Here is a 16,578-nt window from a genome sequence, read left to right as displayed (position 1 = left end):
ATAGTAAAATATAAATATGATCATCGATAGCATCGTTTTACAACAAGATATTAAAAAGGAAAAAGAAGTGATGGCTGCTGCCAAATCTAGGGACAGTGCCAAAAGAAGCCTATTAAAGACCATCAGCTGGCGAGTCATCGGTACCATGGATACCATCGCCATTTCATGGCTGCTTACAGGAAAGTTGGATGTAGCCTTTTCAATTGGCTCCATAGAACTTGGAAGTAAAATGCTGTTGTATTACCTGCACGAACGTGTTTGGAATCGTTTAAAATAATGTTTAATAAAAAGTTCTCCTCCTTTAGAGGGGATAGGAAGAGGCCATGCAAAGTTTTAGAACCGAAATAGAAAATCCAGTTGTTGAGAAAGACATCCTAGAATTAGAAAGAAAGATCCATCTTTTTAAAGAGGGAAAAGTAGACGAAGAGAAGTTCCGAAGCCTACGATTGGCAAGAGGTGTGTATGGACAACGTCAGCCTGGCGTTCAGATGATCCGCATCAAGATTCCCTATGGTAAAGTAACGGGTGATCAGTTGCTTCGTATTTCGGAGGTCTCTGACGAGTATTCGACTGGAAGATTGCACATCACCACTCGGCAGGACATTCAAATTCATCATGTGAGTCTGGACCGAACACCTGAGCTTTGGGCACAACTTGAAAAGGATGATGTGACGCTGCGTGAAGCCTGTGGAAATACGGTGAGGAATATCACCGCCAGTGAAGATGCGGGAATCAATCCCGAAGAACCCTTTGATGTCTCACCCTATGCGCATGCGATGTTTCAGTTTTTCCTGCGGAATCCCGTGAATCAGGAGATGGGACGAAAGTTCAAGATCTCCTTTTCTTCTTCTGAAAAAGATACTGCATTGAGCTATATTCACGATCTTGGATTCATTCCCAAGTTAAAAGATGGGAAACGCGGCTTTAAAGTGATGCTCGGTGGAGGACTCGGTTCTCAGCCAAGACATGCAGATGTCTTGTATGAGTTCATCGAAGCGGAAAAGATCATTCCTTTGACCGAGGGTGTTTTACGGATCTTTGATCGCCACGGCGAACGTTCTCGTCGTCAAAAAGCAAGAATGAAATTCCTGATAAAGGATATTGGTCTCGAAGCTTTCATAAAGCTGGTCGAAGAAGAGCAGAAGGCGCTATCGACACATAGCTATGAGATTCCGGTATCGGAAGGCCTAATTGATCTCTTAGAAACAGGCATTGAAGTTCCAAATACCGTATTGAAGGATATGGAAGCCTATGACGCGTGGAAGACCACCAATGTCATTCCTCAAAAACAAGAAGGTTTTTACGCCATTGGAATTCGTGTGCCGCTTGGAGATTTTTATACCGACAAAGCTAGAAAGCTGGCTAATTTGGTAAAGACCTATGCAGCCAACGAATTGCGTTTTACCCTTCGTCAAAATATGCTGATCAGACATGTAAAAGAAGCGCTATTACCATTCTTTTATCTCGAATTGAAACAACTTGGATTTACTCAGAAAGGATACAACACTACGGCAGATATTACCGCTTGTCCCGGGACAGACACCTGTAATCTTGGTATTGCGAGTAGTACAGGAATAGCCGTCGAACTCGAAAAAGTACTCAAAGCAGAATATCCGCAATACCTGAATAACAAAGATGTCACTATCAAGATCAGTGGCTGCATGAATGCGTGTGGACAACATAACATGGCACACATCGGTTTTCAGGGAATGTCGATCAAATCGGGGAAATTGGTGGCACCAGCGTTGCAAGTGTTGTTGGGTGGTGGTGTTATGGGCAACGGGCATGGCCGGTTTGCAGACAAAGTGATCAAGGTGCCCAGTAAACGAGGGCCGCAGGCGCTTCGAGTGATTTTAAATGATTTCGAGGCCAATGCCAATGGCGAGAATTTTTTGGAATATTACGATCGTCAGGGAGAGAAGTATTTCTATGATCTCCTAAAGCCGCTTTCCTCTATAGAGAATCTAACTGAGGACGACTTTATCGATTGGGGTCATAACAAACCCTATATCAAGGCAGTTGGTATCGGCGAGTGTGCTGGCGTGATGATAGACCTCGTCGCCACCTTATTATTTGAAAGCGAAGAGAAACTTGAAAACGCACATCGTACTATGGTGGAGAAGCAATGGTCCGATAGTATCTACCATTCTTACACGTCTTTGGTGAATACTGCAAAAGCACTGCTCACAGCCGAAGGTAAAAATACCAATACCCATGCAAGTATTGTGAAGGGGTTCGACGAGGTTTTTATTGCCAAGGGCGCCATCTCCTTGGATACCTCATTTGAAGAGCTAGTATATCGGATCAACAAGAATGAACCCTCTGAAAACTTTGCAAAAGATTATTTAGACGCGGCCATCGCTTTTTACAAGAAAGCCGATGCCTTTAGAAAACAAGAAGTAAGTCATGCACTATAGAGAACCAAAGTTAACATTGATAGGAGCAGGGCCGGGAGACCCTGATCTGCTTACTATAAAGGGAGCAAAAGTTTTGGCCGATGCGGATGTCGTTTTATACGATGCTTTGGTCAACCCAATCGTATTAGAGCACGCGCAATTCGCCGAAAAGATCTTCGTTGGAAAACGAAAAGGTTGCTATACCTATCAACAAGATCAGATCAATGAGCTCATCGTCAGCAGGGCGCACAGTCATGGGCACGTGGTTCGTTTAAAAGGAGGGGATCCTTTTATTTTCGGACGTGGTGCCGAAGAAATGGAATATGCTGCGAAGTTTGGGGTAGAAGTAGCGATGGTGCCAGGAATTTCCTCATCGTCATCAGTTCCTGCACTGCAAAACATACCAGTTACAAAGAGAGGGGCCTCAGAGAGTTTTTGGGTTATTGCGGGAACGACCAAAGAGCACAAACTGTCGAGAGACGTGAAGCTTGCAGCACAATCGACGGCAACAATCGTTATTTTGATGGGCATGGGTAAGCTGGGCGAAATAGTTTCATTATTTAAAAGAGAAGGAAAAAGCGATACGACAGTTGCCATAATTCAAAATGGAAGTCGGAAAGATGAAAGGATCGGTGTGGGTAATATTTCTACCATAGAAGACATCGTTGCAAAAAGACAGCTTAGCAATCCTGCCATTATAATCATCGGTGAGGTCGTCGAACATAGGGAGATAATAAATGAGTTGAAACACTCTCACAGAGAGGCAATAGTATGAAGTGATGGAAAAAAATGAACTATATCCCATATTCCTTAAAGTGCATCAGCTAAATATCCTTATCGTTGGTGGTGGGTATGTTGCAGAAGAGAAGCTTCACTTTTTACTGAAGTCAAGCCCTAATGCCAAGGTTACGATGGTCGCACCGATGTTTCGTGAAAATACGATCACTTTGGCCAAAAAGTTTGATGTGGAAATGATAGACGATGTTTACCACTCGGATTATCTGGATGACAAACATATTGTTATCGCAACGACCGACCGTGAGGAAGTGAATATCCAAGTATATCGGCATTGTAAAGCCCGTAATACGATGGTCAACGTAGCCGACAATCCGCCATATTGTGATTTCTATATGGGCGGAATTGTGACCAAGGGACATGTGAAAATTGCAATTTCCACCAATGGAAAATCACCGACGACGGCCAAACGTTTACGGCAATTTTTCGAAGAGGTCATTCCAGAGAACATAAATGAACTGGTTCAAAACCTAAATCTCTTTAGAAAAACGATCAAAGGAGGCTTCGAGGAAAAAGTAGAGAAACTCAATGAACACACAAAATCACTTATCGAATAAATTCCCCCCTTTGAAGCGGGGCAGCGGGATGTGACACTCTTCTTTTCTCCCTTCAAAGAGAGATTTAATTATTAATTGAATTCAAGAATAATGATAAAAACAGACATACTCATCATCGGAGCAGGCCCAACGGGCCTATTCACCGTTTTCGAAGCAGGTCTTTTAAAATTAAAATGCCATTTGATCGATGCCTTACCACAACCAGGAGGGCAATTATCAGAGATCTATCCGAAGAAGCCCATCTATGATATCCCTGGCTTTCCAGAGATCAATGCCGGCGATCTGGTAGATAATTTGCTCGAGCAAATAAAGCCCTTTGAACCAGGATACACCTTGGGAGAACGTGCCGAAACCATCGAAAAGTTAGAGGACGGCACCTTTGTGGTCACTACCAATCGCGGGACTAAGCACCATGCACCAGTTATTGCGATTGCAGGAGGCTTGGGAAGTTTTGAACCTAGAAAACCACCTATTGAGAATATCACAGACTTCGAAGACAAGGGGGTTGCTTATATCATTAGAGACCCTGAAGTATATCGTGATAAGAGGGTGGTCATCGCAGGAGGTGGTGATTCTGCTCTGGATTGGTCGATATACTTGGCCAATGTAGCTTCTGAGGTCTATTTGGTCCATCGCCGTAACGAATTTAGAGGAGCGCTGGATAGTGTAGAAAAAGTAGCGGAACTATCCAAATTGGGTAAAATCGAATTGGTAACCGAAGCAGAGGTCACACAACTACATGGAGATGAAAAGTTGACCGCCGTCACGGTAAAACATAAAGCCAATGGTGAGTCACATCTGGAGACCGATTACTTTATTCCGCTGTTTGGATTATCGCCAAAGCTCGGGCCTATTGGGAATTGGGGTCTCGAAATCGAGAAAAATGCCATCAAGGTGGATAACTCATACGATTATCAGACCAATATTCCTGGGATTTACGCCATTGGAGATGTGAATACGTATAAGGGAAAACTAAAACTTATCCTTTCAGGGTTTCACGAGGCCGCCATTATGTGTCAAAGTGCCTTTCAGCGTATCAATCCAGATAAAAAGTATGTGATGAAATATACCACAGTAGGAGGAGTTACTGGTTTTGACGGGAGCAAGAAAGAAGCGAAGAAGGAAGTGGTGAAAGCGATCATTTAACGAATTCTCAAAATCCAAGCGCCAAATCCCAATATCGGCAATGATGTTGGGATTTGGCATTTCATAATTATAAGGTTCACATTTGGTTAAAAAGCAAATGTGTCTATCTTTGTAACAGTTCATTTACAAACTGACGTTATCAAGAAAGGTGAAGGGAATAGACCCGTCGAAGCCTTAGCAACCCTCTTTCGAGAGAAGGTGCTACATTCTACAGCAATAGCAGACAGATAACCACAAAGGACATTCGTCCGTGTTTATACCATCTATTTTCTCGATAATTTTTTTGACACCTGCCATTTGGCAAACAGGGGCAGGAATCCAATTAATGGAAAAAGATCATGAAAAAGAACATATATAAAGAACTAGAAAAAAGGATTCTCGTCCTCGATGGCGCCATGGGCACCATGCTACAGCGCTACAATTTCACCGAAGAGGATTTTCGCGGAGAGCAATTTAAGGATTGGCCATCTTCTTTAAAAGGGAATAACGACCTGCTGTCGCTCACCCAACCAGCGGCGATCAAAGAAGTGCATAGCAAGTACTTCGAGGCTGGAGCCGATATCGTGGAGACCAATACTTTTTCTGGAACTACCATCGCCATGGCTGATTATGGTATGGAGGAACTGGTTTACGAATTGAATTATGAATCCGCCAAATTGGCCAAAGAGGTGGCGGATACCTTTACTAAGCAAGATCCAGAAAGGCCAAGATTCGTAGCGGGCTCCATCGGTCCAACAAACCGAACGGCGAGTATGTCACCCGACGTGAACAATCCCGGGTTTCGTGCAGTCACTTTCGATGAGTTACGAATCGCTTACAAACAACAAGTAGAAGCATTGATCGATGGAGGATCAGATATACTTTTGGTGGAGACCATTTTCGATACCTTAAATGCCAAGGCCGCCCTCTTCGCGATCGAGGAGGTAAAAGAAGAAAAGCAGATCGACATTCCCATCATGGTTAGCGGAACGATCACAGATGCGTCGGGCCGAACCCTCTCTGGACAGACCGTCGAAGCCTTTTTAATATCTATTTCCCATATTCCGCTACTCAGCGTTGGATTCAATTGTGCCTTAGGTGCGGACCAATTGCAACCATATTTGAAAAGACTTGCAAAGGAGACAACATTTTATACCTCGGCGCATCCGAATGCCGGATTGCCAAATGCTTTTGGCGAATACGATCAAACCCCTAAAGAAATGCAAGAGTTGATAGAAGGCTATCTAAAGGACGACTTGATCAATATTATTGGTGGCTGTTGCGGTACCACGCCGGCGCATATCAAATTGATCGCTGAGGTGGTCTCAAAATATAAACCAAGAAAGTTGTTTGTTGATAGTTTTTAGTTGATAGAAATGGAATATAAGGATTTGGATGTATGGAAAAATGCTAGAATACTGGTCAAAGAAATTTATGGTTTGACCAGACAGTTTCCGCGTGATGAGCTATACGGATTAGTTGCACAAATGAGAAGAAGTTTCATTTCAATCCCTTCAAATATAGCCGAAGGATGTGGTAGAAGAACAGCAGCGGATACCACTCAATATCTTCATGTGGCGAGAGGTTCTTTGTATGAGTTGGAAACTCAGCTATATCTAGCAATGGACTTAGGTTTTGCTGGAGAAGACCAGACTAAACGAATTTCTGAACAAATAATAGCATGTAAAAAACTATTGAATGGATTTATCAACTATTATAAAGCTCTTTAAATGATGAGCATTTCGATACGGTCAACAGAAAACAATCAACAATCAACCAAAAGGTATCTTACTCTAAGCGGTCTCGAACCCTTGGTTGTCACACCCGAAAGTAATTTTATCAATGTGGGCGAACGCACCAATGTTACGGGTTCTCGGAAGTTCCTGCGTCTGATCAAAGAAGAGAAGTATGATGAGGCATTGGAGGTAGCTCGCCATCAGGTTGAAGGCGGTGCCCAGATCATCGATGTGAATATGGACGAAGGGATGCTCGATGGTGTCGAGGCCATGACCATTTTTCTCAATCTTATCGCTTCCGAGCCAGATATTGCGCGTGTACCTATCATGATCGATTCTTCTAAATGGGAGGTCATTGAGGCCGGACTCAAAGTCGCTCAGGGGAAATGTGTGGTAAACTCCATCAGTCTCAAAGAAGGGGAAGAAGAATTTATAAGACAGGCAACCCTGGTAAAACGATACGGAGCCGCAGTTATCGTCATGGCCTTCGACGAGCAGGGGCAGGCGGATAATTACGAGCGACGTATCGAGATTTGCAAACGCTCCTATGACATTCTAGTAAATAAGGTGAAATTTGCGCCACAGGACATCATCTTCGATCCAAATATCTTCCCTGTTGCCACAGGAATGGAAGAGCATCGCAAAAATGCAGTTGATTTCTTTAAGGCGACCAAATGGATTCGCGAAAATCTTCCATATGCAAATGTCTCAGGTGGCGTTAGCAATGTTTCCTTTTCTTTCCGGGGAAACAATGTCGTACGAGAGGCGATGCATTCAGCATTTTTGTACCATGCTATTCAACATGGTATGAACATGGGGATTGTAAATCCGGCAATGCTTGAGGTGTATGACGAGATTCCTAAGGATCTTTTAGAACACGTAGAAGATGTGTTGCTTGATCGACGGGATGATGCAACAGAACGATTGTTAGACCTTGCCGAAACGGTAAAAGGTGATAAGAAAGAGAATGCGGCAAAAGTGTTGGAATGGCGAAACGACTCCTTGCAAGATCGCATCACTCATTCGCTGGTCAAAGGCATCGATGAATTTATTGAGATCGATGTAGAAGAGGCACGCCAATCAGTTGAACGACCCATTCAAGTGATCGAGGGCCACCTGATGAAAGGGATGAATGTGGTGGGCGACCTCTTCGGAAGTGGGAAGATGTTCCTTCCTCAAGTGGTAAAGTCCGCTCGAGTGATGAAAAAGGCGGTGGCCTATTTGAACCCCTATATCGAGGCCACCAAAGAATCTTCGAATGGGTCACTAGGCAAAATCTTGCTCGCTACGGTTAAAGGCGATGTTCACGATATCGGAAAAAATATCGTCGGGGTCGTTTTAGGATGTAACAATTATGAGATCATCGATCTTGGCGTTATGGTACCGCCCGAGAAGATCATACAAACGGCGATCAAGGAGAACGTGGACGTCATCGGATTAAGTGGGTTGATCACCCCTTCACTAGATGAGATGGTATACCTCGCACAAGAAATGGAAAAGAATGATCTGGATATTCCATTATTGATCGGTGGTGCCACCACTTCCAAAGCACATACCGCCGTGAAAATTGAACCAAAGTATACCAGAGGCGTGGTGCATGTCAATGACGCCTCAAGAGCAGTGACCGTCGTTGGGAATCTGTTGCAGGATAATCGAGAAGATTATAAAATACAGGTCAGAGAAGAGTACGAGAAATTTCGAGAACAGTTTTTAAATCGAGGAAAGAAGAAGGAGTATATTTCCATCGAGGAAGCTCGAAAAAGAAAATTTCAAATTGATTGGAATGCAAGTGAAATTAAGATGCCGAATGAATTAGGAATTCAAGTTTTAGAGGATTTCGACCTCTCGATTTTGAAAGATTATATCGATTGGAGCCCCTTCTTTCGCAGCTGGGATTTGCATGGCAAATTTCCAGAGATACTCACCGACGAGGTCGTTGGTAAAGAAGCGACAAGTCTCTTCGAAGACGCCAATCAATTATTAAAGAAGATCTTGAATGAAAAATTGCTGAAGGGCAAGGCCATCTTCGGTTTGTTTCAAGCGAATATGATCAATGATGATGACATCCTTGTCACTTCGAGCGATAGCGAGAAATCTCACACCTTCCGTACACTGCGGCAACAACTCAAAAAACGTGACGGCAAGTCAAGCTTTGCGTTAGCAGATTTCATTGCGCCTCAAGAAAGTGGTAAGCAAGACTATATTGGGTGTTTTTGTGTGACCGCCGGTTTTGGAACGGCTGAGATAGCAGCAAAATTCGAAGCTGAGCATGACGATTATAATTCGATAATGATCAAAGCCTTGGCAGATCGTTTGGCAGAAGCCCTTGCCGAATATTTGCACGAGAAAGTGCGAAAGGAACATTGGGGCTATGCTTCTGATGAGCACTTGTCCAATGAAGAACTAATAAAGGAAAGTTATAAAGGAATACGCCCAGCACCTGGATATCCTGCCTGTCCCGATCATTTAGAGAAAGAAACGATATGGGAGTTGTTGCAGGTCGAGGAAAAAATAGGCGTAAAACTTACCGAAAGTCTAGCCATGTGGCCGGCAGCCTCCGTTTCTGGCTATTATTTTGCCAATCCCGAAGCGCGCTATTTTGGGCTCGGGAAAATTACCGAAGACCAATTGAAGGATTACAGTAAAAGAAAAAATATCGATTTGGAAGTGGCTCGAAAATGGCTCAATCCGAATCTCGCATAAAAGATAGTAGTGGTCTTCTTTTTGTTACTTTTTGTCATTTCTGCGAAGGCAGGAATCCAAAAGAGAATTATCAAAAAAGATACATTTAATACCGTTAATGAAAAGTCGTACCAAAATAGCGTAGTAAAACAACAAAAGATAATAATAGATTCCTGCTCCCGAGTCCTCGGGACAGGAATGACAAATTACGAAGAGTGAAAGTAACAGAACATATAGCGGCGGCTAAGGGAAAAACGCTATTTTCCTTCGAGATCATTCCGCCAAAGAAAGGAAGGAGCATTCAAGAGTTATATGACAATATCGATCCCCTGATGGAATTCAAACCTCCATTCATCGATGTCACCACCTCTCGCGAAGAGTATATTTATATCGATCGAGATGGGTTGCTCGACAAAAAACTTACTCGGATGCGACCTGGAACTTTAGGAATATGCGCTTCCATAAAACACAAATACGATGTGGATACGGTGCCTCACGTACTTTGCGGTGGATTTACCAAGGAAGAGACCGAATATTTATTGGTAGATTGTCAGTATCTGGGAATCGATAACGTAATGGCACTTCGTGGCGATGCTATGAAGGAACAACGATATTTTGAGGCGACCAATGGCGGCCATCAATACGCAAAGGACCTAGTTGAGCAAATTGCCAATATGAATCGTGGGAATTTTTTGCACGAGGTCGTGGAGACCGATAATTGTTCTAATTTTTGCGTAGGAGTGGCAGGGTATCCAGAAAAGCATATCGAGGCACCTTCTTTGCTTTCAGACTTAAAACGACTGAAGGAAAAAGTGGACGCTGGGGCCGACTACGTGGTGACGCAGATGTTTTTTGACAATAAACGCTTTTTTGAATTTTGTGATAAGGCCAAAGAGTATGGTATCGATGTTCCGATCATTCCCGGTATTAAACCGCTGGCCATAAAAAAGCATTTACAGTTATTGCCTCAGGTTTTTAAGATAGATATTCCGCAGGATCTGGTCGATGCCGTGGAGGCTTGTAAAGATAACAAGGCGGTGCGCCAAGTTGGAGTCGAATGGGCGGCACAACAATCCAAGGAATTGATGGATGCCGGTGTTCCTGTGTTGCATTATTATTCTATGGGGAAATCCGATAATATCAAAGCGATCGCCAAAACGGTATTTTAAGCTCAAGGCTTGCGTAACCCTTTTACTAAAAAATTCATTCACTTGTGAGTTTGCGCTAATTGCTTAGCTTTGCTTCCGTTTATGAAACAACTCCTTTTAATTTGCAGCATGGTAATAGGCTTTGTTGGTCTTTCACAAGAAGACCCAAAGCTGTCCTATTTCGATATCAGCTATTTTAAGGGCAACATTGCAGAACATAATCCCGATATTTCTCATCTCATCACAGGGCACCCAGAAGGATTTATTCTTGGATGGAACCGAAAGACGTTTGGATTCGAGGATTGGGAGGCACGTTATGGCTACCCAGATTATGGCTTTTCGTTTGCTTATCAGAATTTGAAGAATCGATTTCTAGGAGAAAACTTGTCGCTATATGCGCATTACAACTTCTACTTCTTGAAACGAAAGGTAATGCTGCGTATTGGCCAAGGGATCGGCTACACTAACAATCCGTACGACAAAGAGACCAATTTTAGGAATATAGCCTTTGGAACACGGTTGATGAGCAGTACCTATATGATGCTCAATTACAAGAAGGAGCGCATCTTTGATCGTTTTGGATTTCAAGCTGGGTTTTCGTTGATCCATTATTCCAATGCCAATATCAAGGCGCCAAATACCAGTATCAACTCGATCAATTTTAGTTTTGGGTTGAATTATCAATTGGATGATAACACCGAGGTCGAATTTCAGCCTAAAACCGAAGAGGAACGATATACACAACCCTGGAAATACAACCTCGTCTTTAGAACAGGCGCCAATGAGAGCGATATCGTTGATAGCGGGGTATATGCCTTCTATATTTTCTCGGCCTATGCAGATAAGCGCCTTAACAGAAAGAGTGCTATCCAGTTTGGGACAGACATCTTCTTCTCTAACTTTTTAAAGGAATTCATCAAATTTAGAGGAATCGCTTTTCCGGGCCAAGGAATCGATGGTGATGAAGATCATAAGCGCATCGGACTTTTTGTAGGCCATGAATTATTTATCAATAAAACATCGATTGTCACCCAGCTGGGATATTATGTATATTATCCTGTCGATTTTGAAGGACAAGTATATCAGCGCATCGGATTGAAACGTTATTTTAGCGATAAGCTTTTCGGCGCGATCACCTTAAAATCGCATGCGGCAAAAGCCGAGGCGGTAGAATTTGGAATAGGAATTAGATTATAACATGTTGTCATTCCTGTCCCGAGGACTCGGGAGCAGGAATTCATATAATGAAGAAGCTACTATACATACCATTCATCTTTATTCTCTTTGCCTGTAGCAATGAGAATGCATTCGATTGTATCCAGACTGCTGGTAAGATCGTGCAAAGAGAGATAGCCGTTGGAGACTTTGACCGTGTTTTGGTCAATGAGCATATCGAGATGATCATCTCCTCAGGGACAGAGAATAGGGTAGTAGTGGAGACAGGAGAAAATCTGATCAATGATGTAAAGGCCGTGGTCCAAAGCGGACGCTTGATACTCACAGATAATAACGACTGTAACTGGGTACGTGATTATGGCATTACCAAAATATATGTTACTGCTATCGATATTACTGAAATAAGGAGTGGGACCCAGTTTCCCATTCGGTCAGAAGGGGTGTTGACCTTTCCACAGCTCACGATCTTATCTGAGACCTTCGAAGCACCGGATACCGCTGCAGTAGGGGAGTTTTTTCTAGAGATCGATAACGAAAACTTAACCGTTGTCTTCAACAATCTTTCCAATATGTTCATATCTGGGAACGTAGATGATCTCGACCTAAGTTTTGCCGCTGGAAATCCTCGATTTGAAGGAGCAGAACTTATCGCAAGAAACGTAAACGTGTTTCACCGAAGCTCCAACGATATCATCATACATCCAACAGAAACACTAACCGGCAGGATCGTCAGCACTGGTGACGTTATAGCGGTCAACCAACCTCCGGTCGTCGATGTAGAAGTGTTATACCAAGGTAGATTGATATTCCGAAATTAATCAGCCGTGAGCTCTCTAAAAAGGCTCTCCAAATTCTTATTCTTCTGATTCAGCTTTAGTGTTTTCAACTGATTGTCGTGCGCAAAGTCAAAGACGGTTGGGCGCATGTCAGTATCTGTAGCAAAGGTGATCTCGTAGGTAAAGTCATGTGTATTCTTTACCGCTTTCACATGCGGAAGACGATTCAGCAATACATCTTCTACGCGGTAATCGAATTCTACCTCAATTATTTGGTCTTGATTTTCTCGAAGTGCGGATAGCTTGGTATCTGCAACAATAGTTCCTTTATTGATGATGATCACCCTGTCGCAGATGGCCTCGACCTCTTGCATGATATGCGTAGAAAGAAAGACCGTCTTTTCCTTGGCTACATTTTTGATCAAATTCCGGATCTCTACCAATTGGTTAGGGTCCAATCCGGTAGTAGGCTCATCTAGGATCAATACTTCGGGATCGTGAAGCAAGGCGTTTGCCAGTCCCACGCGCTGTCGATATCCTTTAGAGAGTTGTCCGATCTTCTTATTTGCTTCAGGGGTAAGACCTGTCGATTCGATCACCTCCTCTATGCGGTCTTTCGATATCTTGTACACAGAAGCGTTAAAGCTGAGATATTCTCTCACATACATTTCTAGATATAGTGGATTGTGTTCTGGAAGATAGCCAACACTCCGCTGTACCTTCTTTTTTTGGTGCTGGATGTCATGACCGTTCACCTTCGCGCTACCCTCAGATGCCTCGATGTAGGTGGTGAGAATTTTCATCATAGTAGATTTGCCAGCACCGTTAGGGCCTAGAAAACCAACGATCTCTCCCTTTTTTATATCAAAGGAAACCTGGTCGAGTGCTTTTTGAGCATCATAGCGTTTAGAGATATTTTCAACTATAATAGACATTGATGAGAATTTAGGTAAAAATAAGGAATTCATTCAGTTTGACACATTCTTAAAAAAACCATCTTTTTTCCCTCGCAATGCTAATTATTTTGTCGTAAGATTGCTTAATCCAAAAAAATAAGCTCCTTGGTTTGTTTTTCTCGGAATGAATGCTACATTAGCATTATAATTATATGACAAGAATGTTTAACAACACTTTTTTCTGGAACGGTTTTTATTTTTTCTTCTACTATTTTGAAGAGAAAACGGGACGGTACGCAAAAAAGTGAAGTAACAATCACATAAAGCATTAAAAGTCCTGATAGAATTCAGGGCTTTTTTTTATGAATCGTTTTTATGAGTATAAAAGTAGCGATACAAGGCGTAAAAGGATCCAATCATCATCAGGTGGCCAAGGAGTATTTTAGCCCAGATGTCGATCTGGACGAGTGCCTTACCTTCGATGAGCTGATCGATAGTATTGTAAGTAAACGCAGTACCGATGCAGTCATGGCGATCGAGAATTCGATCGCAGGTTCCATAATTCCAAATTATGCCTTGATCGACGCGCACGGGTTGCATATTGTAGGAGAACACTATTTGAATATCAGTCATAATTTAATGGTGCTTCCCGGGCAGGATATCCGTGATATCAAAGAGGTGTGCTCGCATCCAATGGCCTTGTTGCAATGTAAAGAGTTCTTTAAGCAATATCCGCATATCAAGCTGGTCGAAGATGCCGATACGGCCGAGGTCGCCCAAAGGATCGCAACGCATCAATTAAGAGGGGTTGGAGCTATCGCAAGTAAGGCGGCGGCGGCTCTCTTTGATGTAGATATAATTGCCGAGAATATCCAGACTATAAAAAACAATGCCACACGCTTTGTAATTTTACATACGAAGAACTCGCTACATCCCGAGGAGGAGATCAACAAGGCATCATTAAGATTCATCACCGACCACAAACGGGGTAGCCTGGCTGCTGTGCTCAATGTCATGAGCGATTGTAAGTTGAATTTGACCAAAATACAGTCGCTGCCAGTGATCGAGACTCCATGGAAGTATTCCTTCTTTGTAGATGTCACTTTTGAGAGTTATAAAGATTATACAAAGGCGAAGGCCATTTTAGAGATCATGCTTGAAGATTTTAAAGTTTTGGGCGAATATAAAAATGCGCGAATCTGATGGAGACCGCCAATCGTTTACATACCGTTGAAGAATATTACTTTTCTAAAAAGCTGAGAGAAGTGCGCGCTATGATAGCCGAGGGAAAGCCCGTGATCAATATGGGCATCGGTAGTCCGGACCTTGCTCCTCATAAAGAAGTGGTAGACACCATTGCCCAAGCGATGCGGCATAACAATGCACATCAATATCAAAGCTATCAAGGGTTGCCAGAACTTCGAAAGGCGATAGCCACATTTTATGCAAGACATTTTAACACACAGGTGAATCCCGAAAATGAGGTACTTCCGTTAATGGGAAGTAAGGAAGGCATCATGCACATTTCTTTAGCTTATTTGAATGAAGGGGATGCAGTATTAATTCCTGATCCTGGGTATCCAACCTATACTTCGGTCACTAGATTGGTCGGTGCGAAGCCTATCTATTATGATTTAACGGCAAAGAATGATTGGTTGCCAGATTTGAAGAAACTGGAGCAACAGGACCTATCCAAAGTGAAGATACTTTGGATCAATTACCCTCACATGCCTACTGGCGCAAAGGCGGACGAAGCTTTCTTCGAGGACCTGATCGCTTTTGCGAAACGACACGAGATCCTGTTGGTCAATGATAATCCTTACAGTTTTGTGCTTAATCAGCATCCGCTAAGTATTTTGCGGTTCGATGGGGCCAAAGAGGTGGCGCTAGAGCTGAATTCGCTGAGTAAGACCTTTAATATGGCGGGATGGCGAGTTGGCATGCTGCTTGGTGCATCGGATAAGATCGCCAATGTGTTGAAGGTAAAGAGCAATATGGATTCGGGGATGTTCTACGGTATCCAGAAGGGTGCTATCACGGCTCTGAACAGCGGAAGAGAATGGTTCGATGAATTGAATGCGATATACCGACGCAGAAAAGCACTCATTTTTCATTTGGCCGACAAATTGAACTGTACTTATGATAAGGACACTGCGGGAATGTTCGTCTGGGCAAAGCTTCCAGCGGGTAGTCCTTCGGCCGAAGAAGTGATCGACAAAATTTTGATCGAAAAGAATATTTTCATCACCCCAGGAACCATTTTTGGAAGCAATGGTGAAGGCTATATACGATTTTCCCTTTGTGTTGATGAAGAAAAAATAGAAGAAGCAATAAGCAGATTTGAGTAATTAGTATTAAGTGTTGAGGTAGCTTTGAAAATCTAATCTCATTACTCAATACCCATTACTAAATACTATAGAATATGAACGTTTTTGTAATAGGAATAGGATTGATCGGTGGGTCGATGGTGAAAGACCTAAGGTCGTTGTATGACGATATCAAAATTTTTGGTTTGGACGTCAACAAAGCGCATGCTGAAAAAGCACTGTCCTTGGGGTTGATCGATGCACAGACAGATTATGACGAGCTTAAGAAAGCCGATGTGGTCATTGTATCCATTCCTGTGGATGTACAATTGGAAGTGCTGCCAAAGGTGTTGGATCATATTGATGATGATACCGTGGTGATGGATGTGGGATCTACCAAGCTGAAAGTTTGCAATGTAGTTAAAGACCATCCCAAACGAAGAAACTTTCTAGCGACACACCCAATAGCTGGGACCGAGTTTTCTGGACCCGAGGCTGCGATCAATGGACTTTTTAAGGGAAAGACCAATATCATCTGCGAGGTGGAGAAGACCGCATTCAAGCTTCAAGAAAAGGCATTGAAGATCTTCGCGGATCTTGGAATGCGCATACGATATATGGATCCTGTGGCACATGATAAGCACATCGCTTACGTTTCGCACCTATCACATATTAGTTCTTTCATGTTAGGGAAAACGGTCATTGAAAAGGAAAAGAACGAACGCGATATTTTTGATATGGCTGGGTCAGGTTTTGAGAGCACGGTACGATTGGCCAAAAGCTCTCCGGCGATGTGGACGCCTATTTTCAAGCAGAACAAAGAAAATGTCATCGAAACCTTAGAGGAATATATAATGAATCTAGAACACTTTAAGCAGTTGATGATCGATGATAACTTTGAGAAGATCTTCGAAGAAATGCAAGACACGAATCATATAAAAGAAATATTAAACGGAATCATAGTAAACGCATAGAATACAAACAT

15 protein-coding genes and 1 riboswitch are annotated in these 16,578 nt (G+C 42.8%); of the genes, 14 read left to right on the top strand and 1 reads right to left on the bottom strand.

What is annotated here, in order from left to right:
- Window positions 1-16 precede the first annotated feature (16 nt).
- The 11 genes from ACFQ1M_RS11240 (at window position 17) to ACFQ1M_RS11190 (ending at window position 12,433) form a co-directional block, all read left to right on the top strand.
- The gene (locus tag ACFQ1M_RS11240; protein ID WP_386408230.1) at window positions 17-277 is read left to right on the top strand and encodes a DUF2061 domain-containing protein; all 261 of its coding nucleotides are present in this window, start codon (window positions 17-19) and stop codon (window positions 275-277) included.
- Between the two features lie 46 nt (window positions 278-323).
- Window positions 324-2,417 (top strand): nitrite reductase, encoded by a 2,094-nt coding sequence (locus ACFQ1M_RS11235; protein WP_386408228.1) that lies wholly within the window; start codon window positions 324-326, stop codon window positions 2,415-2,417.
- On the top strand, window positions 2,407-3,171 hold the full coding sequence (gene cobA, locus ACFQ1M_RS11230; RefSeq protein WP_386408226.1) for a uroporphyrinogen-III C-methyltransferase: 765 nt from the start codon (window positions 2,407-2,409) through the stop codon (window positions 3,169-3,171). Before ACFQ1M_RS11235 ends, cobA begins: the two co-directional genes overlap by 11 nt.
- Window positions 3,172-3,175: 4 nt before the next feature.
- Window positions 3,176-3,748: a precorrin-2 dehydrogenase/sirohydrochlorin ferrochelatase family protein gene (locus ACFQ1M_RS11225; protein WP_386408224.1), complete on the top strand. Its 573-nt coding sequence runs from the start codon at window positions 3,176-3,178 to the stop codon at window positions 3,746-3,748.
- A gap of 90 nt (window positions 3,749-3,838) precedes the next feature.
- Window positions 3,839-4,894: an NAD(P)/FAD-dependent oxidoreductase gene (locus ACFQ1M_RS11220; protein WP_386408222.1), complete on the top strand. Its 1,056-nt coding sequence runs from the start codon at window positions 3,839-3,841 to the stop codon at window positions 4,892-4,894.
- A 133-nt stretch (window positions 4,895-5,027) separates the two neighbouring features.
- Window positions 5,028-5,128, top strand: a riboswitch (SAM riboswitch).
- Window positions 5,129-5,232: 104 nt separating this feature from the next.
- Window positions 5,233-6,240, top strand: coding sequence for a homocysteine S-methyltransferase family protein (locus tag ACFQ1M_RS11215; protein ID WP_386408220.1), 1,008 nt, complete (start codon window positions 5,233-5,235; stop codon window positions 6,238-6,240).
- A 9-nt stretch (window positions 6,241-6,249) separates the two neighbouring features.
- Entirely contained in the window at window positions 6,250-6,603 is a 354-nt protein-coding gene (locus ACFQ1M_RS11210) for a four helix bundle protein (protein ID WP_386408218.1), read from the top strand.
- A complete protein-coding gene (gene metH / locus ACFQ1M_RS11205) occupies window positions 6,604-9,312 on the top strand; it encodes a methionine synthase (protein WP_386408216.1) in 2,709 nt (902 codons plus the stop codon). It abuts the gene before it with no gap.
- Window positions 9,313-9,506: 194 nt separating this feature from the next.
- Window positions 9,507-10,460 (top strand): methylenetetrahydrofolate reductase [NAD(P)H], encoded by a 954-nt coding sequence (metF, locus tag ACFQ1M_RS11200; protein ID WP_386408214.1) that lies wholly within the window; start codon window positions 9,507-9,509, stop codon window positions 10,458-10,460.
- A 108-nt stretch (window positions 10,461-10,568) separates the two neighbouring features.
- The gene (locus ACFQ1M_RS11195) at window positions 10,569-11,636 is read left to right on the top strand and encodes an acyloxyacyl hydrolase (RefSeq protein WP_386408212.1); all 1,068 of its coding nucleotides are present in this window, start codon (window positions 10,569-10,571) and stop codon (window positions 11,634-11,636) included.
- Window positions 11,637-11,683: 47 nt separating this feature from the next.
- Window positions 11,684-12,433 carry a head GIN domain-containing protein gene (locus ACFQ1M_RS11190; protein ID WP_386408210.1) on the top strand — a complete coding sequence of 250 codons (750 nt, stop codon included), beginning with the start codon at window positions 11,684-11,686 and terminating at the stop codon, window positions 12,431-12,433.
- On the opposite strand, the gene gldA is transcribed toward ACFQ1M_RS11190, so the two are convergent.
- Window positions 12,430-13,326 (bottom strand): gliding motility-associated ABC transporter ATP-binding subunit GldA, encoded by an 897-nt coding sequence (gene gldA, locus ACFQ1M_RS11185; protein WP_386408208.1) that lies wholly within the window; start codon window positions 13,324-13,326, stop codon window positions 12,430-12,432. The two genes, ACFQ1M_RS11190 and gldA, sit on opposite strands and share 4 nt — an antisense overlap.
- 336 nt (window positions 13,327-13,662) lie before the next feature.
- On the opposite strand from gldA, the gene ACFQ1M_RS11180 reads away from it, so the two are divergent.
- From ACFQ1M_RS11180 to ACFQ1M_RS11170, 3 genes are all read left to right on the top strand, one after another.
- The gene (locus ACFQ1M_RS11180) at window positions 13,663-14,490 is read left to right on the top strand and encodes a prephenate dehydratase (RefSeq protein ID WP_386408206.1); all 828 of its coding nucleotides are present in this window, start codon (window positions 13,663-13,665) and stop codon (window positions 14,488-14,490) included.
- Window positions 14,490-15,635, top strand: a complete 1,146-nt coding sequence (locus ACFQ1M_RS11175) for a pyridoxal phosphate-dependent aminotransferase (RefSeq protein ID WP_386408204.1) — start codon at window positions 14,490-14,492, stop codon at window positions 15,633-15,635. The genes ACFQ1M_RS11180 and ACFQ1M_RS11175 overlap by 1 nt, the downstream gene beginning before the upstream one ends.
- A 74-nt stretch (window positions 15,636-15,709) precedes the next feature.
- Window positions 15,710-16,567 (top strand): prephenate dehydrogenase, encoded by an 858-nt coding sequence (locus tag ACFQ1M_RS11170; protein WP_386408202.1) that lies wholly within the window; start codon window positions 15,710-15,712, stop codon window positions 16,565-16,567.
- The last annotated feature ends 11 nt before the right edge of the window (window positions 16,568-16,578 follow it).

The sequence above is a fragment of the Sungkyunkwania multivorans genome (assembly GCF_042675645.1).
Lineage (GTDB): Bacteria > Bacteroidota > Bacteroidia > Flavobacteriales > Flavobacteriaceae > Sungkyunkwania > Sungkyunkwania multivorans.
This window is presented reverse-complemented; position numbering and strand designations above follow the sequence as displayed.

Excerpts from the sequence above, each read along its gene's own strand:
- ACFQ1M_RS11225 (WP_386408224.1), top strand. The coding sequence starts at position 3,176 with ATGGAAAAAAATGAACTATATCCCATATTCCTTAAAGTGCATCAGCTA.
- cobA (WP_386408226.1), top strand. The coding sequence starts at position 2,407 with ATGCACTATAGAGAACCAAAGTTAACATTGATAGGAGCAGGGCCGGGA.
- ACFQ1M_RS11190 (WP_386408210.1), top strand. The coding sequence starts at position 11,684 with ATGAAGAAGCTACTATACATACCATTCATCTTTATTCTCTTTGCCTGT.
- ACFQ1M_RS11170 (WP_386408202.1), top strand. The coding sequence starts at position 15,710 with ATGAACGTTTTTGTAATAGGAATAGGATTGATCGGTGGGTCGATGGTG.
- ACFQ1M_RS11220 (WP_386408222.1), top strand. The coding sequence starts at position 3,839 with ATGATAAAAACAGACATACTCATCATCGGAGCAGGCCCAACGGGCCTA.
- metH (WP_386408216.1), top strand. The coding sequence starts at position 6,604 with ATGATGAGCATTTCGATACGGTCAACAGAAAACAATCAACAATCAACC.
- ACFQ1M_RS11175 (WP_386408204.1), top strand. The coding sequence starts at position 14,490 with ATGGAGACCGCCAATCGTTTACATACCGTTGAAGAATATTACTTTTCT.
- ACFQ1M_RS11180 (WP_386408206.1), top strand. The coding sequence starts at position 13,663 with ATGAGTATAAAAGTAGCGATACAAGGCGTAAAAGGATCCAATCATCAT.
- gldA (WP_386408208.1), bottom strand. The coding sequence starts at position 13,326 with ATGTCTATTATAGTTGAAAATATCTCTAAACGCTATGATGCTCAAAAA.
- ACFQ1M_RS11210 (WP_386408218.1), top strand. The coding sequence starts at position 6,250 with ATGGAATATAAGGATTTGGATGTATGGAAAAATGCTAGAATACTGGTC.
- ACFQ1M_RS11235 (WP_386408228.1), top strand. The coding sequence starts at position 324 with ATGCAAAGTTTTAGAACCGAAATAGAAAATCCAGTTGTTGAGAAAGAC.
- ACFQ1M_RS11195 (WP_386408212.1), top strand. The coding sequence starts at position 10,569 with ATGGTAATAGGCTTTGTTGGTCTTTCACAAGAAGACCCAAAGCTGTCC.
- ACFQ1M_RS11215 (WP_386408220.1), top strand. The coding sequence starts at position 5,233 with ATGAAAAAGAACATATATAAAGAACTAGAAAAAAGGATTCTCGTCCTC.
- ACFQ1M_RS11240 (WP_386408230.1), top strand. The coding sequence starts at position 17 with ATGATCATCGATAGCATCGTTTTACAACAAGATATTAAAAAGGAAAAA.